The organism is Nocardiopsis alkaliphila YIM 80379 (assembly GCF_000341005.1).
Lineage (GTDB): Bacteria > Actinomycetota > Actinomycetes > Streptosporangiales > Streptosporangiaceae > Nocardiopsis > Nocardiopsis alkaliphila.
Genome location: NZ_ANBD01000010.1, coordinates 43,677 through 67,369, shown reverse-complemented (window position 1 = coordinate 67,369; position 23,693 = coordinate 43,677). Strand labels below are relative to the sequence as shown.

At 67.8% G+C, this 23,693-nt stretch carries 27 protein-coding genes; 14 read left to right on the top strand and 13 right to left on the bottom strand.

Annotated elements, in window-relative coordinates:
* Together D472_RS0101615 and pabB are read right to left on the bottom strand one after the other, a co-directional pair.
* Positions 1–515, bottom strand: a 515-nt coding sequence (locus tag D472_RS0101615) for an amidase family protein (RefSeq protein WP_017602757.1), incomplete at its 3' end; no start/stop codon positions are given.
* A gap of 58 nt (positions 516–573) precedes the next feature.
* Complete coding sequence (pabB, locus tag D472_RS0101610; protein ID WP_017602756.1) at positions 574–2,601, bottom strand: aminodeoxychorismate synthase component I; 2,028 nt, start codon at positions 2,599–2,601, stop codon at positions 574–576.
* A gap of 193 nt (positions 2,602–2,794) precedes the next feature.
* Here pabB and D472_RS0101605 point away from each other — a divergent pair, with 193 nt between their 5' ends.
* Together D472_RS0101605 and D472_RS0101600 are read left to right on the top strand one after the other, a co-directional pair.
* Positions 2,795–3,040, top strand: a complete 246-nt coding sequence (locus tag D472_RS0101605; RefSeq protein WP_017602755.1) for an SHOCT domain-containing protein — start codon at positions 2,795–2,797, stop codon at positions 3,038–3,040.
* Positions 3,041–3,307: 267 nt separating this feature from the next.
* On the top strand, positions 3,308–4,975 hold the full coding sequence (locus tag D472_RS0101600; RefSeq protein WP_017602754.1) for an ABC-F family ATP-binding cassette domain-containing protein: 1,668 nt from the start codon (positions 3,308–3,310) through the stop codon (positions 4,973–4,975).
* A 45-nt stretch (positions 4,976–5,020) separates the two neighbouring features.
* On the opposite strand, the gene D472_RS0101595 is transcribed toward D472_RS0101600, so the two are convergent.
* Together D472_RS0101595 and D472_RS0101590 are read right to left on the bottom strand one after the other, a co-directional pair.
* Positions 5,021–6,445: a sugar porter family MFS transporter gene (locus D472_RS0101595; RefSeq protein WP_051045916.1), complete on the bottom strand. Its 1,425-nt coding sequence runs from the start codon at positions 6,443–6,445 to the stop codon at positions 5,021–5,023.
* Positions 6,446–6,637: 192 nt separating this feature from the next.
* Positions 6,638–6,925 (bottom strand): YiaA/YiaB family inner membrane protein, encoded by a 288-nt coding sequence (locus tag D472_RS0101590; RefSeq protein ID WP_017602752.1) that lies wholly within the window; start codon positions 6,923–6,925, stop codon positions 6,638–6,640.
* A gap of 262 nt (positions 6,926–7,187) precedes the next feature.
* Between D472_RS0101590 and ddaH the strand changes: the two genes are divergently transcribed.
* Positions 7,188–7,976, top strand: a complete 789-nt coding sequence (gene ddaH / locus D472_RS0101585) for a dimethylargininase (protein ID WP_017602751.1) — start codon at positions 7,188–7,190, stop codon at positions 7,974–7,976.
* A 4-nt stretch (positions 7,977–7,980) separates the two neighbouring features.
* On the opposite strand, the gene D472_RS28375 is transcribed toward ddaH, so the two are convergent.
* Positions 7,981–8,133 (bottom strand): hypothetical protein, encoded by a 153-nt coding sequence (locus D472_RS28375; protein ID WP_017602750.1) that lies wholly within the window; start codon positions 8,131–8,133, stop codon positions 7,981–7,983.
* On the opposite strand from D472_RS28375, the gene D472_RS0101575 reads away from it, so the two are divergent.
* Together D472_RS0101575 and D472_RS0101570 are read left to right on the top strand one after the other, a co-directional pair.
* Positions 8,134–9,108 (top strand): helix-turn-helix transcriptional regulator, encoded by a 975-nt coding sequence (locus tag D472_RS0101575; RefSeq protein WP_017602749.1) that lies wholly within the window; start codon positions 8,134–8,136, stop codon positions 9,106–9,108.
* A 136-nt stretch (positions 9,109–9,244) separates the two neighbouring features.
* Complete coding sequence (locus D472_RS0101570; protein ID WP_017602748.1) at positions 9,245–10,159, top strand: GNAT family N-acetyltransferase; 915 nt, start codon at positions 9,245–9,247, stop codon at positions 10,157–10,159.
* On the opposite strand, the gene D472_RS0101565 is transcribed toward D472_RS0101570, so the two are convergent.
* Entirely contained in the window at positions 10,140–11,153 is a 1,014-nt protein-coding gene (locus tag D472_RS0101565; protein ID WP_017602747.1) for a Gfo/Idh/MocA family protein, read from the bottom strand. The two genes, D472_RS0101570 and D472_RS0101565, sit on opposite strands and share 20 nt — an antisense overlap.
* A 109-nt stretch (positions 11,154–11,262) precedes the next feature.
* On the opposite strand from D472_RS0101565, the gene D472_RS0101560 reads away from it, so the two are divergent.
* Positions 11,263–11,655 carry a hypothetical protein gene (locus D472_RS0101560; RefSeq protein ID WP_017602746.1) on the top strand — a complete coding sequence of 131 codons (393 nt, stop codon included), beginning with the start codon at positions 11,263–11,265 and terminating at the stop codon, positions 11,653–11,655.
* A gap of 35 nt (positions 11,656–11,690) precedes the next feature.
* Here the strand turns inward: D472_RS0101560 and D472_RS0101555 are convergent, their stop codons facing one another.
* The 3 genes from D472_RS0101555 to D472_RS0101545 are packed head-to-tail and all read right to left on the bottom strand — an operon-like array spanning position 11,691 to position 14,723.
* Positions 11,691–12,659 carry a DUF4097 family beta strand repeat-containing protein gene (locus tag D472_RS0101555; RefSeq protein WP_026117278.1) on the bottom strand — a complete coding sequence of 323 codons (969 nt, stop codon included), beginning with the start codon at positions 12,657–12,659 and terminating at the stop codon, positions 11,691–11,693.
* Between the two features lie 49 nt (positions 12,660–12,708).
* Complete coding sequence (locus D472_RS0101550; RefSeq protein ID WP_026117277.1) at positions 12,709–13,410, bottom strand: response regulator transcription factor; 702 nt, start codon at positions 13,408–13,410, stop codon at positions 12,709–12,711.
* Entirely contained in the window at positions 13,398–14,723 is a 1,326-nt protein-coding gene (locus D472_RS0101545) for a sensor histidine kinase (protein ID WP_026117276.1), read from the bottom strand. Before D472_RS0101545 ends, D472_RS0101550 begins: the two co-directional genes overlap by 13 nt.
* Positions 14,724–15,029: 306 nt before the next feature.
* Here D472_RS0101545 and D472_RS24570 point away from each other — a divergent pair, with 306 nt between their 5' ends.
* The 4 genes from D472_RS24570 to D472_RS0101525 all read left to right on the top strand — a co-directional run bounded on the left by D472_RS24570 (position 15,030) and on the right by D472_RS0101525 (position 17,435).
* The gene (locus D472_RS24570; RefSeq protein WP_152447867.1) at positions 15,030–15,476 is read left to right on the top strand and encodes a hypothetical protein; all 447 of its coding nucleotides are present in this window, start codon (positions 15,030–15,032) and stop codon (positions 15,474–15,476) included.
* 84 nt (positions 15,477–15,560) lie between these two features.
* A complete protein-coding gene (locus D472_RS0101535) occupies positions 15,561–15,992 on the top strand; it encodes a helix-turn-helix domain-containing protein (RefSeq protein WP_017602741.1) in 432 nt (143 codons plus the stop codon).
* 99 nt (positions 15,993–16,091) lie between these two features.
* On the top strand, positions 16,092–16,892 hold the full coding sequence (locus tag D472_RS0101530) for a class I SAM-dependent methyltransferase (protein WP_017602740.1): 801 nt from the start codon (positions 16,092–16,094) through the stop codon (positions 16,890–16,892).
* A gap of 135 nt (positions 16,893–17,027) precedes the next feature.
* On the top strand, positions 17,028–17,435 hold the full coding sequence (locus D472_RS0101525) for a hypothetical protein (protein ID WP_017602739.1): 408 nt from the start codon (positions 17,028–17,030) through the stop codon (positions 17,433–17,435).
* Between the two features lie 6 nt (positions 17,436–17,441).
* Here D472_RS0101525 and D472_RS0101520 read toward each other — a convergent pair whose 3' ends face one another.
* Both D472_RS0101520 and D472_RS0101515 read right to left on the bottom strand, forming a co-directional pair.
* Positions 17,442–17,975 (bottom strand): GNAT family N-acetyltransferase, encoded by a 534-nt coding sequence (locus tag D472_RS0101520; protein ID WP_086003760.1) that lies wholly within the window; start codon positions 17,973–17,975, stop codon positions 17,442–17,444.
* Between the two features lie 112 nt (positions 17,976–18,087).
* Entirely contained in the window at positions 18,088–18,714 is a 627-nt protein-coding gene (locus tag D472_RS0101515) for a TetR/AcrR family transcriptional regulator (RefSeq protein WP_017602737.1), read from the bottom strand.
* A 62-nt stretch (positions 18,715–18,776) separates the two neighbouring features.
* On the opposite strand from D472_RS0101515, the gene D472_RS0101510 reads away from it, so the two are divergent.
* Together D472_RS0101510 and D472_RS29390 are read left to right on the top strand one after the other, a co-directional pair.
* Positions 18,777–19,460: a GAP family protein gene (locus tag D472_RS0101510; protein ID WP_017602736.1), complete on the top strand. Its 684-nt coding sequence runs from the start codon at positions 18,777–18,779 to the stop codon at positions 19,458–19,460.
* 105 nt (positions 19,461–19,565) lie between these two features.
* Positions 19,566–19,724, top strand: a complete 159-nt coding sequence (locus D472_RS29390) for a hypothetical protein (protein ID WP_338036507.1) — start codon at positions 19,566–19,568, stop codon at positions 19,722–19,724.
* 189 nt (positions 19,725–19,913) lie between these two features.
* On the opposite strand, the gene D472_RS29385 is transcribed toward D472_RS29390, so the two are convergent.
* Complete coding sequence (locus D472_RS29385; protein WP_338036506.1) at positions 19,914–20,357, bottom strand: alpha/beta fold hydrolase; 444 nt, start codon at positions 20,355–20,357, stop codon at positions 19,914–19,916.
* A gap of 155 nt (positions 20,358–20,512) precedes the next feature.
* Here D472_RS29385 and D472_RS0101500 point away from each other — a divergent pair, with 155 nt between their 5' ends.
* The gene (locus tag D472_RS0101500; RefSeq protein ID WP_017602734.1) at positions 20,513–22,408 is read left to right on the top strand and encodes an ABC transporter ATP-binding protein; all 1,896 of its coding nucleotides are present in this window, start codon (positions 20,513–20,515) and stop codon (positions 22,406–22,408) included.
* 113 nt (positions 22,409–22,521) lie between these two features.
* Positions 22,522–23,079, top strand: a complete 558-nt coding sequence (locus D472_RS0101495; protein WP_026117275.1) for an SDR family NAD(P)-dependent oxidoreductase — start codon at positions 22,522–22,524, stop codon at positions 23,077–23,079.
* 33 nt (positions 23,080–23,112) lie between these two features.
* On the opposite strand, the gene D472_RS29255 is transcribed toward D472_RS0101495, so the two are convergent.
* Positions 23,113–23,646, bottom strand: coding sequence for an acyltransferase family protein (locus D472_RS29255; RefSeq protein ID WP_275040583.1), 534 nt, complete (start codon positions 23,644–23,646; stop codon positions 23,113–23,115).
* Positions 23,647–23,693 lie beyond the last annotated feature (47 nt).

Genomic DNA, 23,693 nt, shown 5'->3' with positions numbered 1-23,693 from the left:
CCGCCATCGTTGGCTCCGGCCGCCGGGGCGATGCCCGCGGCCACCGCGGCAGCCGAGCCACCGGAGGAACCGCCGGGGGTGTGGCCGGTGTTCCAAGGGTTGCGGGAGGGGCCGAACTCGAGGGGTTCGGTGACGGCCTTGGCACCGAACTCAGGGACGTTGGTCTTGGCGAAGGGCACCAGTCCCGCATTCAGCCAGCGGCGGACCACCTCGGAGTGACGGGTCGCCGGCACGTGGCGCAGGGCCCGGTTGCCGGCCGAGGTGGGGTAACCGGCGTAGTCCTGGAAAAGGTCCTTGAGCAGGAACGGGACTCCGCCCAGGGGGCCACTGGGGGCGGTGGCGGCGATACGCCGCCCTTCCTCGTACATGGGCAGGTTGATCGCGTTGAGTGCCGGATCCACCTGGGCGGCGCGCTCGATGGCGGCTTCCAGGAGTTCGGTGGAGGTGACCTCCTTGGAACGGACCAACGCGGCCAGGCCGACCGCGTCGTACTGGAGGTATTCGTCGACTCGCATGGTCGGAACATAACACCGAACTGAAACGGGTTCTTGTTTCTTGGGGTGCTCCGGTCCGTCAGTGGCCTCGAAGGGGAACCGCCGCCTTGAGTAGCATCTCCTCGTATTCCTCCTCGGGGTCGGAGTCCAAGACGATCGCCCCGCCGGCGCCCACCGTCAGTTCTTTCCGGGAGCGCACCGCGGTACGGATGACGATGCTCAGGTCGGCCTCCCCCGAATGCGACACGTACCCCAGCGCTCCCGAGTACACCCCACGCGCGGAGGACTCCAATCGGTCGATGATCTCCATGGTCCGTACCTTGGGCGCGCCCGTCATCGAACCACCCGGGAAACACGCGCGCACCGCACCCATCGTCGACACCTCCGGGCGCAGCCGGCCCCGGACGGTGGACACCAACTGGTGCACGGTGGCGTGGGACTCGGTGTACATGAACGCGGGGACCTCCACCGAACCCACCTGGCACACTCGCCCCAGGTCGTTGCGGAGCAGGTCCACGATCATCAGGTTCTCGGCGCGGGTCTTGGCTCCGGTGCGCAACTCCTCGGCGATGCGGGTGTCGGTGGCCGGGTCCGGGTGGCGTGGCGCGGTGCCCTTGATGGGGCGGCTCTCGACCACGCGTTCGGAGTCCACACGTAGGAACCGTTCGGGTGAGGCGCTGAGCACCCCCATCCCACCCAACCGTAGGAACGCGGCGTAGGGCGCGGGGTTGGCCGCCCGGAGCCTGCGATAGAAGTCCAGGTCCTCCCCGTCGGGGGCGGGAAGCCGTACCCGGTTGGTCAGGCAGATCTCGTAGCTCTCCCCCTCGATGAGGTGGGACAGGCAGGTCTTGACGTCGTCGGTATAGCCGGTGTGGGGTCGCTCCAGCAGTTCGATCAGGTCGACGGGGGCGCTGGAGGGGGTGGGGTCGGCGAGTTCGGGCACCTCCATCAGCATCGCGCGGGTGTCCTCGACCCACGAGCGTGCGTCCTCGGCCCCATCGGTACAGACCACGTAGGTACGACCCCGGTGGTGGTCCACGGCCACGAAACGGTCGCACCGCATCCACACCGCGTCCGGGGTCGTGGCGGTGTGGGCGCGCTCGCCTCCGGTCTCGGCCTTGAGCTCATAACCCAGGTAACCCACGTAACCGCCGGTGAAGTCGAAGGGTAGCCCGTGGGGCCGTGGGGCGGCGTCGGTGCGACGTTCCAGGGCCTCGAAGACACCGCCCGGTTCCAGACGGGTGCCGTGTGCGTCGCTTACCCGTACGCCCTGGTCGCCCACGTCATAGGTGAGCACCTCGGCGGTGGGTCCTTGGGGCGCGCCCAGGAAGGAGAAGCGAGCCGGCCCTTCGGGGCGGGAGCTGTCCAGCCAGAACGCGTATGGGCTGTCCGAGTACAGGTGGGCGAAGACGCGTTCGGTGTCCACCTCTTGATCGATCCGCGCGACCACCGGCTCAGGTGGTGCCTCACCGATCCGAGGTCGGGAGACGGGGACCGCCCGCGAGGGTGGTGTGCGGAGTGTTCGCGGATGATGGCGTACCAGGTCGAGGAAGTTGGCCACCAGGTCCGCGCCGTGTTCTGCGGCCACCGACTCGGGATGGAACTGTACCCCCCACCGTGGCAGTTCGCGGTGGGCCAGCCCCATGACCACACCGTCCTCGGCCCAGGCGGTGGCCTCCAACGGGTGTGGCAGGGGTTCGGGGACGGCCAACGAGTGATAGCGCACCGCCGTGAAGTCCTGTGGGAGGCCGCTGAAGAGTCCGGTCCCGATATGGCGTATCCGGCTCAGGTGGCCGTGGCGGGGCAGGGGCGCCGAGGTCACCTCGGCTCCGGACAGGTGGGCGATGGCCTGGTGGCCCAGACACACCCCCAACACCGGCAGGTGGGTGTGCGCGAGCAGGGCGGGGAGCCTGCCCAGGTCACGTGCGTTGTGCGGGCGTCCCGGTCCAGGGGAGATGACGACGGCGTCCACCGATGCGGGGTCGAAGTCGTCCCAATCGGGAGCGTCGTTGGCCAAGACCTGGGGTTCTCGGCCCAAGACTCCTGCCAACAACTGGGCGAGGTTGAACGTGTAGGAATCGTGGTTGTCCACGAGGAGGATGCGCATCCCACCTCTTCTGCTTCGGCCGGAACGGCCCACCTGATGACGACATTTCAGGTTATGGGGGTCGGGGTGGGAACGTGCTCGCGCGCGTTCGTTCGCAGGAGCGCACCCGTCACTGGTGCCGCGGCCCGTAGGCGGGTACACAAGAAGGCGAGGGTCGAGGGGTACCACCCTCGAGCGGACCAGGGAGTGGCGTATGGCCGTGTTCACCGCGATGATCATGCTGTTGATCATGTTGCCGTTGGCCTTCTTCTTCGTGCTCACCATCGGAGAGGTCGGCCGGGTCATCGGGCAACGTCCCGGGCGCCCGCACCAGGCACGCCCGGGGCCGCCCGCACCACCACCTCTGGACGCAGCCGAGCAGGAACTACGGCTGCGTTATGCCAGAGGTGAGATCGATCGGGAGGAGTACCTGCAGCGCAAGATCGACCTGGAGCGCTGACGGGCGTCTCGACAAGAGGATTGACAGGACCACTCGGATGGGTAGAGTACTCACGTCCTGTTGTCGACGAATGAGGTGGACGTTGCGCATCTGAGGTTCGCGATCATCACGCGGTACGGCCCTTGGCCGCATCACACGCGTGGTTGCAACCTCGGTGCATGAGCCGTCCCCCGCACGGGACCTCCTTCACCTTCCTGCCCGGCCCCGGCCGCGTGGTGCTCGCACACGAAGCCCCTTTCCCGAAGCTTCTGACCGCGAGGCGACACCATGCACCATCCCGTCACCTGCGATGTCTCGGTGACCTGCTCCGACCTGACCTTCCGCTGGCCGGACGGCACGACCCTCTTCGATGGACTGTCCATGTCCGTGGCCCGGGGACGTACCGGCCTGGTCGGTGCCAACGGCTCGGGCAAATCCACCTTGCTGCGACTCATCGCCGGACTATCACACCCGGCCCAGGGGTCGGTGACCGTCCACGGCCGCCTGGCCTACCTGCCACAGGACATCACCCTGGAAACCGAAGCCAGGGTCGATCAGGCCCTGGGCATCGCGGACGAACGCGCCGCCCTCCACGCCATCGAGTCCGGAGACGCCTCCGAAACCAACTTCGACATCATCGGCGACGACTGGGACGTGGAGGAACGAGCGCTGGCCACCTTGGGCACGCTGGGTCTGGACACCATCGGATTGGACCGCAGCGTCGGTGAACTCTCCGGTGGCCAGGCCGTGCTGCTGCGCTTGGCCGCACTGTTGATGGAACGTCCCGACGTACTGCTCCTGGACGAGCCCACCAACAACCTGGACTTGTTCGCCAGGCGACGCCTGTACGAGGCCGTGGAGTCCTGGCGTTGGGGCGCCCTGATCGTGGTCAGCCACGATTTGGAGTTGCTGGAGCGGGTGGATCGCACCGCCGAACTTCGCAAAGGGGAGGTGACCTGGTACGGCGGCGGTTGGTCGGCCTACCAGGAGGCGCTGGGAGTCCAGCAGGAGGCCGCCCGGCGGACCCTGCGCGCGGCCGAATCCGACCTGCGCAAACAGAAGAAGGAGATGGAGGCGACCCGGATCAGGCTTGCCCGTCGCCAACGCCAGAGCAAAAAGCTGGACGCCCAGGGCGGGATTCCCAAGATCGTCGCCAACGCGCACAAGAAAGCGGCGCAAGTGTCGGCGGGCAAACTCAAGGGTCTGCACCAAGATCGGCTCCAAGAGGCCCAGGAGCGTAAGGAGGAGGCCGCCGACGCGGTTCGCCAGGACACCCAGATCAGGGTGGAGTTGCCGCACACCGTGGTGCCCGGTGGCCGGGACGTGGCTCGTCTGAGCGGGTTGCGTCTCTACCACGGCAGGCTCACCGACGCTGATCTGCTGGTGAGGGGCCCCGAGCGGATCGCCTTGGTGGGACGCAACGGGGCGGGCAAGACCTCGCTGCTGCGCACCCTGGTCGGCGATCTGGAGCCCTTGGAGGGCGAGGCGAAGGCGTTGGTACCACTCCGTTTTCTACCTCAACGTCTGGACCTGCTGGACGAGGCGAGATCGGTGGTCGACAACGTCGCCCGCGCGGCCCCGCAGGTCTCGGCTCAGCACGTTCGCGCCCAACTGGCCAAGTTCCTCTTCCGGGGCTCCCGTGCCGACCGGCCGGCCGGCACCCTTTCGGGCGGGGAACGCTTCCGGGCGAGCCTGGCCATGACCATGCTGGCCACTCCGGCGCCGCAACTGTTGGTGTTGGACGAGCCCACCAACAATCTGGACGTGTCCAGCGTCCGGCAGTTGGTCGGAGCGCTCTCCTCCTATGAGGGGGCGCTGATGGTGGCCTCCCACGACCTGCCGTTCTTGGAGGCCATCGGCATCACCCGATGGTTGTTCCTGGACGAGCGGCTTCGGGAGACCACGGCCGAACGGGTCCGTGAGCTACTGGAGGGCGAGGAGACCGGGCAGGATTGACCAGGGCGGGTGCGGCCCCTGCCACGGGGTCGCACCCGGCTCGGCTCAGCCCCGCATCTCCTCCAAGGTCTTGCCCTTGGTCTCACGCACGAACCTGAGCACGAAGAGGAAGGACAACAACGCGAAACCCGCGTACATCAGGTAGGTGCCCGCCAGGTTCCAGTCACGTAGCGCCGGGAAGCTGACGGTGATCAGCCAGTTGGCCAACCACTGAGTGGCCGTGGCCACGCCCATGGCCGCGGCCCGGATCCGCAACGGGAACATCTCACCCAACAGCACCCAGACCACTACACCCCAGGACAGGGCGAAGAACAACACGAACGAACTGGCGGCGACCAGCGCCAGTGCGGCCCACGCGAAGGCCAAGGTGACCTCCTCACCCTCCACCCGGGCGTTGGAGAAGGCGAAGGCGGCGGTGGCCAGCGCCACCGTCATCCCGGCCGAACCCACCAACAACAAGGGCTTGCGACCGATACGGTCCACCAACAGAATCGCGATCACGGTGCCCACGATGTTGACGATCGAGGTGAACAGGCTCAGCAACAGGGAATCGGACTCGGCCACGCCCACCGACTGCCACAGTGAGCTGGAGTAGTAGAAGATGACGTTGATGCCCACCAGCTGTTGGAAGGCCGAGATGGCCATACCGATCCACACGATGGGCAGCAGGCCGTAACGCCCGGTCAGGTCCCGCAAGGTGGGTCGCACCTCCGAACCCAGGGCCTGACGGATCTCGTCGATACGTCGGTCGACACGTGCGTCACCGCCGCCCTCGACCTCTCCCAGGACCCGTCGTGCCTGTGCGACCCGGCCCACCCGCACCAGGTAGCGCGGAGATTCGGGGATGACCAGGCTCAGTCCCACGTAGAGCAGGGCGGGCAGTACCTCCACCCCCAACATCCACTGCCATGCCTGGAGTGGTCCGATGTCATTGGTCGCGCTGCCACCGGCTCCCGCGGCGATGGCGTAGTTGACCAGCTGGGAGCAGGCGATGCCCAACACGATGGCCAGCTGTTGCAGGGAGGCCAACCGGCCACGGTAGGCGGCCGGAGAGACCTCGGCGATGTAGGTGGGAGCGATCACCGAGGCCATACCGATGGCCACACCGCCCAGGATCCGCCAGGCCGTCAGGTCCCACACGGTGAAGGGTAGGGCCGACCCGATCGCGCTGAGCGCGAAGAGCACCCCGGCGATCTGCATGACCCGGATGCGCCCCAACCGGTCGGCGATGTTGCCCGCCGAGGCCGCACCCACCACACACCCCAACAGAGCCGAGGCGATGGTGAAGCCCAAGACCCCCGCGCCCACCTGGAAACGTTCCTGGATGGCGTCGACGGCACCGTTGATCACGGCGCTGTCGTAGCCGAACAAGAACCCGCCCATCGCGGCCGCCGCCGCGATCATGGTCACGTGAGCGAGGTTGGCGCCACCCTCCTGGTGGCCCACCCCGCTCGTGTCGGCATCACTCAAAGTGAGCTCCTTCCCCCGCACGGGCCTGTGATCGTCACGGCGACCACGGTGCCCGGATCGGGCTGACACACGCCAGAACGCAACGCCGGTATGACCGAACGCACGGACACATTCGACCTTCAGCGGCCCTTGAGGGCTCGCCGACCGACACGCGTGGGGCCGGCGCCGCTCTCACCCGGCGCCGACCCCTGATCAGGCACGTTGCTGGGCGGGCTCACCCTGCCAGATCGGCATCTGTTGGTAGAACTGGGCCTGCTCGGCGGCAAGTGCGTCCTCCTGCCGGTCACGGACGCACTTGGCCAGGGTGAACGTGGACGTGATCACGAACAGCACGCTCATGCCCAAGAAGGCACGTACCCACAGGTCGACGGGAAGGTAGGCGATTCCGACGCAGGAACCGAGGGTGGAGATCGCGAAGGCGATGATGGACTGAAGGTAGAACTGCGGAGTGGACCTGGGTTGGGAGATGGATGCGTTCATGCACCCCATCCTGTGCGAGTCCTGGGCTCGGGGCCTGAGTACACCTACTCACATCCGTCCGCGTACCCGCCCCACCCTCCGGAGCGGCCGCCCTGTCCGCCAGGGACGAAGACGGACAGACCCCTGGTGCCGCTCTGCCCCGAGCGGCACACAAGCCGTTGGGCCCGCGTGCCGATCACCGAAGGTGGGTGGGGGCGCGCGATAGGCTGCGCCTCCTCTCCCCAAGGCCCGGCCCCTCCCCCAACTTCCGCAGGAGGTCGAATTGGACGGTTACAGCTACCACGGGGTCGCCCTGATGCGGCGCCCCGGCCCTCACCTGGCCGAAGGGATCCTCACCCATCTTCCCCGCACGGTGGTGGATCCGGTGTTGGCCGCACGTCAGTACACCATCTACCAGGAGGCCGTGGCTTCGGCCGGGTGGCGGGTCGTCGAGGTGGAGCCGGCGCCCGAACACCCCGACTCGGTGTTCGTGGAGGACTCCCTGGTGGTGTGTGAGGACCTGGCCGTGGTGACCCGCCCGGGAGCCCCGGAGCGGCGGGGCGAGACCGAAGGGGCCGAGCGTGCCGCCCGTTCCCTGGGGTTGCGCGTGAGCCGCGTCGAAAAACCCGGCACCCTGGACGGCGGTGACGTTCTCCAAGTGGGCGAGACCGTCTACGTGGGGGTGGGGGGCCGTACCGATGCCGATGGCGCCGACCAACTCGAACAGCTACTGGCGCCCTTGGGTCGCAAGGTACGCCGGGTCGCGTTGGGTAGGGCCCTGCACCTGAAGTCGGCGGTGACCGCCCTGCCCGACGGGTCCCTGATCGGTCTGCCCGAACTGGTGGAGGCCGCCGACCTGCCCGCGATCCGCCCCGCCCCTGAGGAGCCGGGCGCCCACGTCCTGCCCTTGGGCGGGCGCGAGGTATTGGTCAGCGCCGCAGCACGGGAGACCATCCACCAGTTGACCTCCGAACGATTGCGGGTGTTGCCGGTGGACATCTCCGAATTCGAGAAGCTGGAGGGCTGCGTGACCTGCCTGAGCGTGCTGGTGCCCGACCGGCCCCACCGCTGAGGTGTCAGTGGCGGGCACGGCGGTGGACGAACATCCGGTCGCGCCCGTGCGCCGCGCACACCCTGTCCGGCGGACGCTGACGTTCGCCGACCACGCGGGCCAGGAACAGGCCGGTGGAGGACGGAAACCGTCCGCCATTGCCGGCAGACTCGGACACATGATGTCGACCTCGGCTCGGTTGCTCCAATTACTGTCCCTGCTCCAGGCCCGCAAGGATTGGCCCGGCAGCGACCTGGCCGAACGTCTCCGGGTGAGCCCGCGTACCGTCCGTCGCGACGTGGAGCGGCTACGCGAGCTGGGTTACCCCATCGACGCCGTCATGGGTACCGGTGGCGGTTATCGCCTGGGGGTGGGTGCGGCCCTGCCTCCGCTGCTCTTGGACGACGATGAGGCCGTGGCGGTCGCGGTGGGGCTGCGCACCGCCGCCCAGGGTGGGGTTTCGGGCATCGAGGAGACCTCGGTGCGGGCCCTGGCCAAACTGTTACAGGTACTGCCCTCCCGGCTGCGCCGCAGGGTGGACGCGGTGGGCACCTTCACCGTGCCGATGCCCTCCGAGGGGCCCACGGTCAACGCTCAGAACCTGGCTCTGGTGGCGGCGGCCTGCCGCGACAGCGAGATATTGCGTTTCGACTACGAGAACCACGAGGGCTCTCCCAGTCGTCGGATCGTGGAGCCGCACCGGCTGGTCTCCTACGGCAGGCGCTGGTATCTGCTGGCCTGGGACACCGGGCGTGAGGACTGGCGCACCTTCCGGGTGGACCGGATGCGTCCGCTCACCCCTACCGGCCCCAGGGTCGCGCCACGGGAGCCACCCGAACAAGGGGTGAGGGCCTATTTGAGTGAGCGGATGAATCTGCACATGTGGCCGATCAAGGCGCGCGTGCGCTTGGGGATGCCCGCGCAGGAGGCCCTGGAGGGCCCACCGGCCCACTACGGCTCCATCGAGGCGGTGGACGACCACTCCTGCGTACTGCTGTGCGCGGGCGGGGACCTGGTCACCATGGCTTGCCACCTGGCGATGTTGGACGTGGAGTTGTGGGTCGAAGAGCCCCGGGAGCTACGCGAGGAGATGACCCGCCTGGGTGAGCGCCTCACCCGCTCGGGAGGGACAGGGCGAGAAACGGGGCCTTGAGCCCTCCCAACGAGGCCACGGCCGTCCCGTTCGCCCTGGGCATCTTTGAAAGAACGAATCAGGCCCGCACACACCCCAAAGCAGCTACTTTAGGGAGTTACTTGCTTGCTTAGAGTAATGAAAGTGGGGGTTTCGCATGCCCGACCAGTCTCGACTCCTGTCCCCGGAACTACGAGAACTCAACGCCCCTCCGACCGTTCGCCCCCTGGCCAACGGTTACCGGATAGCCCGCTGGGACCGGCCCTCCTCACTCACCGAACCCTGTCGTGCCCACATGCAGGTCATCCTGCGTGATCTGGCGGCCCGTTCCTTCGGCGCCGATCACTCCGACTACTGGCGCACCCGGATCGGCTCCGGTTTCTTCGAGCACGTCTCCTGCCTGGCCCTGATCCTGGACCAAGATGGAATCCCCGTCGGCTGGGGTGGCTACCACCGCAGGCGTTTCGCCTCCCGCCGCGCCCTGTACCTGGACGCCGCCGGTGTGCTCCCCGCACACCGAAGGTTCGGCCTCTCCCGTGCCCTGATGACCTACTTCCTCACCCGCGAGGTGCTGGCCCGCCCTTGGAGCAACACCTACGTACTCCTGCGCACCCGCCACCCGGCCGTCTACGCCGGTTGGCGCAAAGGGCTGGGCCCGTCCCGGGTCTTTCCCCGACGTGGCCGCCCCGTGCCCACCACCATCGCCCGTATCGCCACCGATGCCGCCCGGTGGCTCGGTGACGGCCCCCACCTGGATCCTCGCACCCTGCTGGTGCGCGACGCCTACCGCATGTTCGAGGGGCGCGTCTATGGGGCCGACCCGTGCAGTGGCGACAGCGAACTGGACGGCTACTTCACCCGGCGCGTGGGCTCCAAGGACGCCGTGTTGATGGTGATGCGCATGAGTGCTCCGTTCCTCTTGCGCGTCCTGCTCGGCCGATGGTGGGGCACCCCCTCTCCGGTACCCACCGGAGGGCGCCCGGGGCGAGGAGCCGATCCGGCGGAGACGACCCGAAGGGCCGCCCCCACCGGTGCGGGCGCCTTGGGGTTCGTCAAAGAGGGACGGCCTTGACGGTGGGGTGGGTGTAGGCCAACCCGGCCATGTCGCGGATTCGATCCATCACCGTGGCCAAGCGCAGGCTCTCCGACCAAGGCATCCGTGGGCTCTCCCGTTCGCCCGCGGCCAGACGAAGCGCCACCTCCTCGGCTTCGTACTCATAGCCGTTGGCTCGAAGTGGTCGGTGGAACCTTTCGGGTTCACGCCCGTCCCGGTGCAGGACCAGGTCGGTGGCGGCCCAGAAACGTTCGATCTCGATCCGTCCGGCCGACCCGGCCAGCACCGCACGGCCCGGCAAGGTGGTGAGCGAGGCGCATTCGAGGGTGGCCGTCACCCCGTTCTCCCCGCGCACCAGCATGGTCGTGTGGGTGTCCACCATCCGGTCCGGGGACAGCCGGCGAGTGGCTCCCACCACGGTCAACTCACCCAGGTACTGCGAGGCCAACGCCAACGGGTAGATCCCCAGATCCAGCAGGGCGCCACCACCCAGGTCGGCGTTGAACAGCCGGTGGTCGGGATCGTAGGGCACGTTGATCCCGAAATCGGCGGACATCGAACACAGTTCGCCGATGGCTCCCTCGGCGAGCAGCGTACGGGCCAGTTCGTGCACGGGAAGGTAGCGCGTCCACATCGCCTCCATCAGGAAGCGGTCGCCTGACCGTGCGGCCGCCACCATCTCGCTGACCTGCAGGGCGTTCATGGCCATGGGCTTTTCCACCAGCACGTGCTTGCCGGCTTCGAGCATCGAGAGGGTGACGGGATGGTGCCAGGGGTGGGGGGTGGCCACGTAGACCACGTCGACGTCGGGATCGGCGGCCAGTTCCGCGTAGCTTCCGTGGCGATGGGGGATGTCCCAGGCACGCCCGAACGCCTCGGCGCCATCCGGCCGTCGCGAGCCCACCGCCACCACCTGGGCCGAGGGGACGGCCCGAAGACCCTCGAGGAAGGCGTGCGCGATTCCACCGGTACCGACCACGCCCCAGCGCGGTCCACCGTTGTGTTGTGTCATGGAAACATCCTAAAAACCCGGTCATCTCCGGGACCAGACGGGGCAGGTCCTCGGTTTGGGCCCGGAGAAACCGTACGGTGGGCCGGGCAGGCATGTGAACGGAGGAGGTATGGCGTCCACGCTCGCCCAAAGGCTGGAGGTAGGGCCCGCGGATCGGTTGCTCGTGCTCAACGCGCCCGAACGCTATCTGCGCCTGTTGGATCCCCCATCCGGCACCCACATCGACCTGGGGCCGATCGAGGGTGCCGTCTATGACGGTGTGCACCTTTTCGCGCTGGACCGGGGCACGGTGGACCGGGAAGGACCGGCCGTGTTGGATCTCGTGTCACCCACGACCCGGTTGTGGGTGTGCTTCCCTCGACGTGGTGGCACCATCATCACCGACCTGACCGCGGACAAGGGTTGGGACACCCTTCTCGAAGCCGGATGGGCCCCGGCCGCCCAAGAGCCGATCGACTCGGACTGGGCGGCGTTGCGTTTCCAACGGCGCGGGCAGGGCTGAACGGGGTGGGGCCGGTGGTGCGACCCCGGCCCCACTCAACCCACACGCACCGAACCACTGGTGGTGTCCACCTCGATACGGCTGTCGGCCTCGGGAGAGGTGTCCACGCCGAAGTCACGATCGCCCGAGGTCGAGTTCCCATCGATGGCGTAGACACCCTCGGGCACCCAGGCCTCCACGTCACCACTGATGGTCTTCACCGACATCAGGTCGAAGACGGTCTCGGTCCTGATCTCCACATCGCCGGAGGTGGTGGAGGTCTCCAGGGAGGTGAATCCGCCTCCGAACTCCAGGTCACCGCTGACCGACTCGGTCCGCACCTGCTGGGCCTTGAAACCCGCGGCGACGATGTCACCCGAGGTGGTCGAGACCTCCAGCGACTCTCCCTCGCCCGAGGCGTCGATGGACCCGCTGGTGCTCTGAGCGGTGATGGAGCCGGTGACCTCGGACAAGTCCATGTCACCGGAGGTGGTCTTGGCCCGCACCCGCCCCTGGTGGTCCAAGACCTCGATCGAACCACTGGTGGTGGTCACCGTCAGGTTTGCGCTCAGGTCCTGTACCCGCACGTCCCCGCTGATGGTCGTCAAGGTCAGAGCGACCCCCTCGGGAACCCGAATGTCGTACTCCGCCGAGCAGCGGGAGAAGAACAGCGGCCCGCTGCAGCGGGTTTCTACGTCCAATCGCTCACCGGACTCCTCGACGCTTTCCCGCGGTTCGGACAGGGGGCCGCCACGCAGGGTGCGTTCGATGACGATCTGTTCACCCTCGGCCGGGTAGAGCTCGATCCGGCCGCCGGTGTCGTTGCTCAGGTGCAGCTCGCTCACCCCGCCATAGGAGTCGGCCCGCTCACCCTGCTGGGACACCACGTTGCCCAGGACGGACAGCGCGGTGAGCACCATGAGGGTCACCACGAGCACACCGCCCAAGGCCATCCACGGGCCCCACCGGAACCGGCTCGATTCCTTGCTGGACGAGGCGTACAGGCCACGCGCCCTGAAAGTCACGTCGATCTCCTTTCGGAAGGCACGGGCCCTCCTTGGTCTGTTCTGTTCCTCAGTGCCGGGCCGAGCCGCGCAGATGGCGCAGCACCGCCTGGACCCTGCGGTGGTCGTACTCGTCCTGGCCCAGATCGAGCTTGAGGAAGATGGACCGGATGTGCTTTTCCACCGCGCGTTCGGTGATGACGAGCCGGTCGGCGATTCCCGCGTTGTTCAGCCCTTGGGCCATTACTTCCAGCACCTCGCTCTCGCGCGGGGTGAGCCGCTCCAAAGAACCGTCCTGACGTTTGCTGAGCAGTTGGGTGACCACCTCGGGGTCGATCGCGGCCCCGCCGTCGGCCACCCGACGCAGCGTTTCCATGAACTCCTCGATGTCGGCCACCCGGTCCTTGAGCAGGTAACCGACCTTGAAGGCACCCGCTCCCAAAAGGTCGGCGGCATAGCGATCGACCACGTGTTGGGACAGCAACAGCACCGCTACCTCAGGGTGGGCCCGCCGGATCTTCACCGCGGCCTGGATCCCTTCTTCGGAATAGGTGGGCGGCATCCGGATGTCCACCAGACACAGGTCCACCTCCGGGTGCGTGTCCACCGCCTCGATCAGCGCGTCGGCATCGCCCACCGACGCCACGACCCGCACCCCGGCGTCCTCCAACAGCCGGGTCATTCCGCCGCGCAACAACACCGAATCCTCGGCGATGATCACGCGCGGCCCGGGGCGCACAATCTCTTCGATGCTCACTGTCAGGCCTTCCATGGGATCTCGGCGGTCAGCACGGTGCCCCCGCCTTCGGGACTGTGCACGGTCAACACCCCATCGACGGCGTCCACTCGGTCCCACAGCCCGTACAGACCGGTGCCCGCCTCGGGGTCGGCATCACCGACACCGTCGTCGGTGACGACCACACGCAACAGGTCGCTCCCGCGGGCCGCGACGCGGGACAGCGCCACGCACACCTGACCGGCCTCGGCGTGCTTGGCGACGTTGGTCAACGCCTCACTGACCACGTAGTAGGCCACCCCTTCCGCCCGTGGTGAGGGACGCTCCGTCAGTTCCAGCTCCAACCGGACCGGGACCGGTGAGCGGCCCGCCGCCACCGGCAGCGCCGCGCCCAACCCGTGATCGGTCAGGACCCGTGGGTGCAGGCCACGGGCGACCTGGCGCAGTTCGGTCATGACCTCCTTGGACTCGCGTTGGGCCTCGGCGATGAGCTCACGTGCTCCTTGGGGGGCGTGAGCCAGGCGGGCACGGGCCCGGGTGAGGGTCAGGGTCAGGGCGAGCAGGCGTTGTTGGGCACCGTCGTGCAGATCGCGTTCGATACGGCGGCGCTCGGCCTCCGCGGCGTCCACCATGCGCTGACGACTGTCCTGAACGTGCAGGAGCCTGCGACGCATACGCACCTCGGGGGCATCGAACAACAGCGTGCGCAATAGCAGGACCTCGGAGGAGACCACCGTGGGCGCCAGCCGCAACCCCACCAGGGCGGCGACCGGACCCAGCAACACCAGGCCCAGTGGGCCCAGCAGATCCGCAGGTGCGGCCCCTTGGGCCAGTACGTACACCATCCCGAGTAGGGCACCCAGGCAGGCCGCACCTCCGCACACCACCAGGATCGCCACCAGACCGCCGGCCAACAGCCCGTGCAGGCCGGCGACGGTACTGTAGACCACCATCGACCAGGCCTGACGACCGAAGACGAAGCCCCAGCCGCGCGCCCAGGGATCGCTGTGGACCCAGAGGCCGGGTGGGCCGGCCTCCACGATCCCGAACACGTTGGCCAGTCGGGTGCGCTGGGTGTAGCACGCCAGGCGCGCCATCAGGGTCGCGGCCACCGGCATCACCACCACGAACACCAGGGCCTCCAGGGCCGGGCTCTGCAGCGGAAGCCCTTGCGTGAGCAGGTCCGGGTTCGGATTCCACGGAGCGTAGAGCCGCAACCCCACCCAGGCCGCCGAGGCCACCAACGAACAGGCCGGAACCAGGTAGAACAGGGCCAGCGCCAAGGAGGTCATCAGGTGCAGTACCTCGACCAGGCGCACCCGCCAGGTATGGGCCCGCGCCTCGGCCAGGAAGGGTACGGCGACGGGGGCGCCCGGCACTCCGGTGGCCGATACGGTCGCGTGTGTTCCTGGTAGGCCGCTCACAGGGTCCAATCTAGATTCGTGGGCGATGGTGGACGAGGCCATCAGCACGAGAATGGCCGGTGGTGCCAGCACCACCCCTCCGGGTCGGGGCTCCAGGACACCCGCCGGCCTCGGATGGTGACCTCGCGTGCGCCCCAAGCCCTCGGCCACGTCGTCGCCAAGCCCACGAAGCCGGCGAAACGGGCCTTCGTCATCAGGGCTGAGAACGTCGAAGGTGGGAAACATCAGGACGTGACCTCTGCGAGCGGCGGACCCGATGACTCCCCCCGTCCCGGGCCGAACCGCGAGAACCTGTGGGGACCCTTGGCCTGCGCGGTGGCGGCCGCCGTGCTCGCCCCCGTCCTGGCCCTGTGCCTGCTCATGGTGCCGGCCCTGTTCGCCTTCGGTGGGGTGACGGGGGAACCGGGTGAGGTGTGGCCCCTGGTACTCGTGGTCACCGCCACGGTGTTCCTGCTGTTGTGGGGCTACAGTCGACTGTTGCGCTTTCTCGGTGAAGCCTCCCCCTGGCCAGTGGCGTTGCTCAGCCTGGCGGTGGGTGTGGCCCTGGGCATGTCGTACCGGCCCGGAACGCTGGGCTACACCGACTGGACGCTGCTGCCGACCCTGCTGTGGGCGTTCCTGGTGGTGTGGTGGCGCCTGACCGGAAGGCGGCGCACTCCTTCCACGGAAGCCCCCTGACACCCCCCGGGTTCCCAGATTGCCCTCGGGCTCCCTCAGCCGGATACGTTTGGGGCCACCACGGGATGTTCTGGGAGGTGGAACGTGGCCCAGCAGTACTACTCGGTGGACCAGGTCGCGGAACTGTTGGGCCTGCACGTCAAGACCGTGCGCGCCTACGTGCGCGAGGGGCGTCTGGCCGCCACCCGGATCGGTAAGCAGTACCGGATCCACCGTAAGGACCTGATCGCGTTCACCGGTGGTGACCCCGAGGAAGGAGCGAGTTCGGGCGAACGCCCGCACGCGGAGGCCTCCACCGTTGTGCAGATCGACGATGTGGACCGAGCCATGGTCGACCGACTGAGCACGCTGCTCACCTCGGCCGTCGCCGGGCCGCCAGGGAACGGCGTACGCACCCACGTGCAGGTGGTCCACGACCCCGAGCGCGCCCGCGCCCGCATCGTCCTGGTCGGCGGATTGGAGGAGACCGCCCGGCTACTGGAGTTCGTCCGCTCGCTGCTTTCCGAGCTCCATTGACCAAACATCTCTCATCGTGAGATTGAAATCTCATAAGAAGAGACATTCAAGGTAGGGTCGGTCCAGTCCGGAAACCTTCCGACCAAGGACGAACTCGACATGGCCCGTTACACCCACGGTCAACACCCCACGGTCACCGGCTCCTACCTGTGGCGCGACGCCGACAACTCCGCCGCCTACGCGCTACCCGAACTACTCCCCGGGCGTTCGTTACTGGACGTGGGATGCGGCCCTGGCAGCATCACCACCGACCTGGCCCAACGGGTCGCCCCGGGGCCGGTCACCGCCGTGGACGCCTCCCCCGAAGCCATCGAACAGGCACGCGCCACCGCCCGGCAACAGGGCGTCGAAGGCATCGACTTCCGTGTCGACGACGTCCACGCCCTGGACCTGCCCGATGACGCCTTCGAGGTGGTCCACGCCCACCAGGTCCTGCAGCACGTGAGCGACCCGGTGCGCGCCCTGGCCGAGATGGGCCGTGTGGCACGCCCCGGTGGGGTCGTGGCCGCCTGCGATAGCGACTACTCGGGCATGCACTGGTATCCACGGCTGCCCGAACTGGACGCCTGGATGGACTTGTACCAGCGGGTGGCCCGCGCCAACGGGGGCGAGCCCGACGCCGGGCGCCGCATGCTCGCCTGGGCCCGCGCCGCCGGCTTCGAAGACATCACCTACGTCGGCGAAGTGTGGAGCCACTCCTCACCGCAGCGGCGTGCCTGGTGGGGTGACATGTGGTCGCGCAGGATCCTGGCCTCGGACATGGGCCGTCAGGCGGTGGCCGAAGGGTTCGCCACCCACACCGATCTGGAGGAGATCTCCCAGGGGTGGAAGCGTTGGAGCGAGCACCCCGACGGGGTGTTCATCGTCCCCCGCGGCGCGATCCTGTGCCGGATCCCCTGACCGGAGCATCCTGCTCCTCGCGACCGGTGCGGTGGGCACGCACGCGCGCATCGCGTAGGAAACACCGTCTGGGAGGGTATGGCGCACGTAGGTGCGGCTCGGTGCCGGGCCGCGACGTCGACATCGGAGGAGAGCATGTCCGACCTGCCGATCGGTTACTGGCTCAAGCACCTGGACCGGCTCATCGAGAGCGACCTGGACCGTGTGCTGGCGGCGGAGTCACTGGACCGTCGCCAGTGGCAGGTGCTCAACTCCCTGCACAACGAACCCGCCACCCTGTTGCAGTTGGACCAGCGGCTCCTACCCTTCCTGGAGGAGGACGAGACCACGGTCGAGCCCGAGGTGGAGGCCCTGCGACAGCGTGGCTGGATCAAGGGCCTGGTGTCCTTGGAAACGACCCAGGAGGGGCGACGTGCCCACGATGCCCTACTGGAACGGGTCCAACGGTCCCGTGACCGACTCACCGAGAACATCGATGACCAGGAGTACCTGGCCACCGTGGACGTCTTGAAACGGATGTCGGCCAACCTGGAGCGGAGTTGAGACGGCTCAGAGGGGCAACTCGCGAGTGAGTTCGACGAAGGTCAGATCATCGCGCTTGGGCAGACCGAAGGCCTCGTCACCGTAGGGAAAGGGTTCGGTCTTGCCGGTGTTGGTGTAGCCGCGACGCTCATACCAGGCGATCAGTTCGGGGCGTTGCTTGAGCACCTTCATGCGCATCAGGCGGCTGCCCCACTCACGCACGGCCATTTGTTCGGCCTGGGCGAGCACGACCTTGCCCAGACCCGCGCCCTGCAGGTCCGGTCGCACCGAGAACATCCCGAAGTAGGCGCCGTTGACCCCGCGTTGTAGTTCGCAGCAGGTGACCAGTGTGCCCTGGACCTCGCCCACCAGGATCAGGGTGTTGCTGCGACAGAGCAGTTCGCTCATGGTCGGGGCGTCCATCCGTTGCCCGCCCAGCAGGTCGGCCTCGGTGGTCCAGCCCTGCTTGGAGCCTTCGCCCCGATAGCAGGAGTTGACCAACGCGACCAAGGCAGGGACGTCGGTTTCGGACGCGAGCCGAAAGGTGATCTCCTGCGTCATCGGAGTCGTGCCCTGCTCGTTCGGGATGGTGGTCACTCTAATTTCCCCCCTTGTGTCCGTTTGCGCCCAGAGTATGTTCGCCGCCACACCGCTGTGACCACCGCCCCTGGGTTCACGTTCGATGGGAACGGGTGGATTCGATGTGGGCCAAAAAGCCGCGTAGCCGGGTGCGGGCCGCTTCGGGAGTGGTCTGCTCGGGGTTGACCATGAGTTGCGACGAGAGCCCGTCGACGAAGGTGTGCAGGTATTCCGACCAGGTTTCCAACCAGGGGTCAGGGTGGTGTCGGAAGGGGTCTTCCAAAGGCGGGAATCCGCCCAGTCCACCGACCAGCCGCCGATAGAACGCGCGCTGTCGTCGCCAACGATGCTCCAGCTTGGGATCGAGGAAGTCAGGGTCGCCGGTGACCTCCCAGGCTCGGTACTCGGCTCGGCGGATCTGGTCCAAGGGCATCATCTGCTCGGCGAACCCCAAGGCCCGGTCGATCATGGGCGCCTCGGGGTCGAAGATGCGCCCGTGCTCTTCCATGCGTTGGACGACCCGTTCCTCGGACAGGTCCAGCGCGAAGGCGAGGAGTTCCTCGCGGGTCTGGAAGTAGTGGCGCAGCGCCCCGGTGGAAAGGCCCGCCTCGGCTGCGACACTGCGGATGGAGACCGCCCGAGGCCCGTGGTCGGCGATCACCCGCCACAGGGCTTCGGCCAGGGCCCTACGGCGCTCTTCATGGTCGACGATCTTCGGCACCCTTCTTTTTTAGCACGATCGTGTTATTTTATTTAGCACACTCGTGTTAAATGGGAGAAACGATGCCGCCCTTAGACGTACTGCTCCCGGTCCTGGGCTTGGCCCTGCTGGACACCCTGAGCCCGACCACCCTGGGCGTATCACTGTTCGTGCTGCTCAACGGTGCGCGTCGGCCCGCTCGGCCGCTCTTGGCCTATCTGGGCACCGTGGCCCTGTTCTACTTCGCCTTGGGCTGCGCGCTCATGCTCGGGCTGGGGGCGGCCCTGAACCATCTGTCCCACCTGGCCGACAGTCCCGCCGTGGGTTGGGGCATGGTCGTCCTCGGCGGTGCCCTGTTCGTCTACTCCTGGGTCATGCCCACCAAGAGCAGTGCCCCGCGCCGCCCCGCCTCGCTGCGCACCACCACGATGATCGGATTGGGTCTGGCCACCGGGTTACTGGAGGCCGGCACCGCCCTCCCCTACCTGGGCGCGATCGGCGTCATGGGCACCGCCGGGCTGGCCGTGACCACCTGGATGCCGATGCTGGCCGCCTACAACCTGATCATGGTGCTCCCGCCCGTCCTGCTCTACCTGGGCCACCGGATCTTCGGTGAACGCCTGCGCCCCCGCCTGGAGCGTTGGCGGGAGAAGGTCGACTCCGGATCCCGCGAGGCGCTGGCCTGGATCATCGGCATCGTCGGTCTCGTCCTCGTGCTCAACGGCCTCCAACAAGTCGGCATCGACACCCTGCTCAGCACCTCCTGACCCCAAGGACTCACCCATACCCGCCCCACGTGCCCTGTCCGGGTCCGGGCAGACGACTCGACCGCGCAGGAACTCCAGCACCGGTTCGGTTTGACCCAGGGCGGCATGACCCGCCCCGGGCAGTACTCGCACCCGGGCGTGGAGCACGTGTTCGCGCATACGCGGCGCGGTGCCCGCGGAGTCGAACATGCGGTCGCGCTCACCCACGGTCACCTGCACCGGCGTGGTCAGGGTGCGCAGAACCGCGTCGGTGAAGACCGGTGACTGTTCGGTGCGAGGCCGAAAGCCGGCAAACCCCTCCACTACCGCTTCCAGAGCCACCCGTTCCTCGGGCCCACCCAGACCGGTCAGGTAGCGGGCGGAGGCCCTCCTGCCAGAGCGGCCGAACAACATCAGCGATCCCGCGCCCAGGACCCGCCACCGGCGCTGGACGCCCACACCGGCCGGGCACCCCTACGCCATCCGGGTGAGGCGTCCAGGGCGGCGGATCGCGTAGTCCAACCCGATCCACCCTCCCAGGGGCATTCGCACCGATGCCACCCGCTCCAGACCCAGTCCGGACAGGACGTCGTCCAACCACCGCGCGCTCGCCACGGTGCTCAAGTCGAGGCGTGAGGGGGCACTCGGACCGGGCTCGCCCACCAGATCCACCGCATGCACCCGAAAGTGTTCCGACCAGGCGGCCACGTCCCCGCGCCAGGTGGTGGCGTTGGCACCCGACCCGTGCAGCAACACCAGCGGCGGTGCGTGTTCGCATCCGCTGATCAGTACGAAGGTCTCCCCTTCACGGGTGGGCACACGCGATAGCTCGGCTGAAACCGGCCAGTGGTCCAGTTCGCGCAGATAAGGGTCCCGAAGTCGCCGGCCCGCCTCTTGCGTGGTGTAGATCGAGCCCACCAAACCCTCCCCGAAACCCTCGAAAATCCTTCATCATTCCCTAGTGGAACGCATATAAGGGAAAATAGGGAGTTTTTGTGTGAGGATTGACCTGAACCTTCCTTGAGGTTCTACGGTTCAAGGGAACTCGCGAACCCGACCGATCGGTGGAACCGATGAGCATGGAAATGGCCGCGTGGAACTCCATCTACCACGCGATGCACGCCAAGGAGGACCAGCGTCCCTTCTCGTTGCCGGTCCTGCGCAGAATCGCCGGATTCGCCCGCCCACACGCCCGCCCCTTGACCTGGTTCCTGCTCCTGAGCGTGCTCACCGCCGCCCTGGCCGTGGCCGCGCCCCTCCTGGCCGGGCAGGTCGTCAACGCCATCATCGACGGCTCCGCACTACGCCCCGTACTGTTCCTGGCCGCACTCATCGCCGCGGTCGCCATCGCCGAAGCCGCCCTGGCGCTCCTGGTCCGCCGTCTCTCGGCCCAGGTCGGCGAAGGACTCATCCTGGACCTGCGCACCACCGTCTACGACCACGTCCAACGGATGCCGGTGGCCTTCTTCACCCGCACCCGCACCGGGGCCCTGGTCAGCCGCCTCAACAACGACGTCATCGGCGCCCAACGTGCCTTCAGCGACGTGCTCTCCGGGGTCATGAGCAACCTGGTCACCCTTTTACTGGCCTTGGCCGTCATGCTCACCCTGTCCTGGCAGATCACCCTGGTCGCCCTGCTGTTGCTGCCCGTCTTCGTGATCCCGGCTCGCCGCATGGGCGCCCGTCTCGCCCGCATCGAACGTGAACGCACCCTGCACAACGCCGCCATGGGCACCCAGATGACCGAGCGCTTCTCCGCCCCCGGTGCCACCCTGGTCAAACTGTTCGGCCGCCCCAGCGAAGAGTCCGCCGAATTCGCCCGCCGCGCCGCACGCGTACGCGACATCGGCGTGCGCACCGCCATGGTCCAAGAGGTCTTCTTCACCGCCCTGACCCTGGTCTCCGCGCTCGCCCTGGCCCTGGTCTACGGCCTCGGTGGGTTCTACGCCCTCACCGGCCGAATGGACGCGGGCACCGTCGTGTCCATGGGCATGCTCCTGACCCGCCTGTACGCTCCACTGACCGCCCTGGCCGGCGCCCGAGTGGAGATCATGAGCGCCCTGGTCAGCTTCAGCCGCGTCTTCGAGGTCTTGGACCTCAAGCCCTTGGTGGACGAAAAACCCGACGCCCGCAAGATCCCTCCCGGCCCGGTCTCACTGGAGTTCGACGACGTCACCTTCGCCTACCCCACCGCTGACAAGGTCTCCCTGGCCTCCTTGGAGGAGGTCGCCGCCCTGGACACCACCGAACACGGCCCCGTCCTGCACAACGTCTCCTTCCACGTCGAACCCGGACAGACCGTGGCCCTGGTCGGCTCCTCCGGCGCCGGAAAGTCCACCATCGCCCAACTCACTCCACGCCTGTACGACGTGGACTCGGGCGCCGTACGCCTGGGCGATACCGACGTACGCGACCTGACCTTCGAGACCATCCGCGCCACCCTGGGCATGGTCACCCAGGACGGCCACCTGTTCCACGAATCCATCCGCGCCAACCTCACGCTCGGTGCACCGAGGGCCACCGAGGAACAGATCTGGGACGCACTACGCCGCGCTCGCCTGGACACCCTCATCGCTTCCCTGCCCGAGGGCTTGGACACCGTGGTGGGTGAGCCCGCCTACCGCTTCTCCGGCGGGGAACGCCAACGCCTGACCATCGCCCGCCTCCTGTTGACCGACCCCGAGATCGTCATCTTGGACGAGGCCACCTCGGCGCTGGACTCCACCTCCGAGGCCGCCGTACAGGCCGCCCTGGCCGAAGCACTGCAGGGACGCACCGCCCTGGTGATCGCCCACCGTCTGTCCACCATCCGCGCCGCCGACACGATCCTGGTGGTGGAGGACGGCCGCATCACAGAACGCGGTACCCACACCGACCTGCTCACCACCGGCGGCCGCTACGCCGAGCTGTACCGCACCCAGTTCGCGCACAGCGACGCCGGTGCCGACCCGGTGCACGTGGCCGGTTGAAGGCCGCATCCGCCTCCTCTCCCCGATGGCGCCACACCGGGGAGAGGAGAACACCATCGACTTTGGCCACCCCGCCCTGACAGAATCGGCCCCATGCCCACCCCACCGTCCTACTGACCGGCGCCACCGGCGGCATCGGCACCGCCCTGACCGACGAACTCCTCCACCGTGGACGCCACGTGCTCGCCCTGGGACGTGATCTCGACCGCCTGAACGACCTGGCCCATGGCCGGCCCGGCCTCACGCCCGTCCACGCCGACCTGGAACAGCCCTCGAAGCCGGCCATGGCCGTAGAGTCCTTGCCAGGCCCGGACACCGAACTGAAGGCCCTCATCCACTGCGCGGGACTGTCCCCGGTGGCCCCGGTGGCCGACTGCCCCACCGACCTGTGGCAACGGGTGATGGCGGTCAACCTGCTCTCGGCCGCCGAACTCATCCGCCTGTGCCTGCCCTGCGCGGGGAGGAGCACGAACACGGGGGTGCGAGTGAGTAGCGTCCATCCTGGCGGCACCGCCACCGAAACACTGCGTCGGGTGCGCACCGACTTCGGGCGTCCCTACGACCCCGACTCATGTATCCGCCCCGCCACCCTGGCACGGGCGATCGTGGACGTGCTGGATCTGCCTCGGGACGCTCAGATCACCGAACTGCACCTGAGCCCGGGCCCTTGACCACCAGGGCCGGGCACAGAAGAGGATCCTTGTTCACAGCACCCTCTTGGCTCCGGGAAGCGCTCGCACGAACGCGGCCAAGAGCCAGGTCGACGGCACCGCCAAAGCCGCAAGGACGACGAACTTGGCCACCGCCGTGCCCTCCCATCCGCTGAGCAGCACACCCAGGCCCACCAGTACCAGCGCGTGAAGCACGTATACGGCGTAGGCGTTGGCGGACAAGAATCGCCACAGGCCCCCCTGCCCGGTCACGAACCGACGGAAGAACACCAACAGCGCCAAGATCACACCGGTGGCGAAGAAACCCTCGGCCAGGATCTGCCCCAGCGCCGCCCCACTACCAGGGGTGGTCATCCCGAACGCGAGCATCACGGGCAAGGCCGCCAACGCCGTCACCGCCCCGACCAGACCGGCCCGGCCAGGCAGACGATTCGGCCAGTCACCGCGGTAGGCGAAGATCCCCACAGCGAACAAGGCCACGTACTGGGGCAGGAAACCGGGACTGGGCAACCCCACCACCGGCCAGTACGGGGCGGGAAAAGCCCATCGCCAGCAGAAGGTGACCACCGCAAGGCCCACCGTGAAGGCCACCACGGGCAGCAACCAGCGCAACC

Coding starts and splice junctions, on each gene's coding strand:
- pabB (WP_017602756.1), bottom strand. CDS start 2,601: ATGCGCATCCTCCTCGTGGACAACCACGATTCCTACACGTTCAACCTC.
- D472_RS0101605 (WP_017602755.1), top strand. CDS start 2,795: ATGGCCGTGTTCACCGCGATGATCATGCTGTTGATCATGTTGCCGTTG.
- D472_RS0101600 (WP_017602754.1), top strand. CDS start 3,308: ATGCACCATCCCGTCACCTGCGATGTCTCGGTGACCTGCTCCGACCTG.
- D472_RS0101590 (WP_017602752.1), bottom strand. CDS start 6,925: ATGAACGCATCCATCTCCCAACCCAGGTCCACTCCGCAGTTCTACCTT.
- D472_RS0101575 (WP_017602749.1), top strand. CDS start 8,134: ATGATGTCGACCTCGGCTCGGTTGCTCCAATTACTGTCCCTGCTCCAG.
- D472_RS0101570 (WP_017602748.1), top strand. CDS start 9,245: ATGCCCGACCAGTCTCGACTCCTGTCCCCGGAACTACGAGAACTCAAC.
- D472_RS0101565 (WP_017602747.1), bottom strand. CDS start 11,153: ATGACACAACACAACGGTGGACCGCGCTGGGGCGTGGTCGGTACCGGT.
- D472_RS0101560 (WP_017602746.1), top strand. CDS start 11,263: ATGGCGTCCACGCTCGCCCAAAGGCTGGAGGTAGGGCCCGCGGATCGG.
- D472_RS0101550 (WP_026117277.1), bottom strand. CDS start 13,410: ATGGAAGGCCTGACAGTGAGCATCGAAGAGATTGTGCGCCCCGGGCCG.
- D472_RS0101530 (WP_017602740.1), top strand. CDS start 16,092: ATGGCCCGTTACACCCACGGTCAACACCCCACGGTCACCGGCTCCTAC.
- D472_RS0101525 (WP_017602739.1), top strand. CDS start 17,028: ATGTCCGACCTGCCGATCGGTTACTGGCTCAAGCACCTGGACCGGCTC.
- D472_RS0101520 (WP_086003760.1), bottom strand. CDS start 17,975: ATGACGCAGGAGATCACCTTTCGGCTCGCGTCCGAAACCGACGTCCCT.
- D472_RS0101510 (WP_017602736.1), top strand. CDS start 18,777: ATGCCGCCCTTAGACGTACTGCTCCCGGTCCTGGGCTTGGCCCTGCTG.
- D472_RS29390 (WP_338036507.1), top strand. CDS start 19,566: ATGACCCGCCCCGGGCAGTACTCGCACCCGGGCGTGGAGCACGTGTTC.
- D472_RS0101500 (WP_017602734.1), top strand. CDS start 20,513: ATGAGCATGGAAATGGCCGCGTGGAACTCCATCTACCACGCGATGCAC.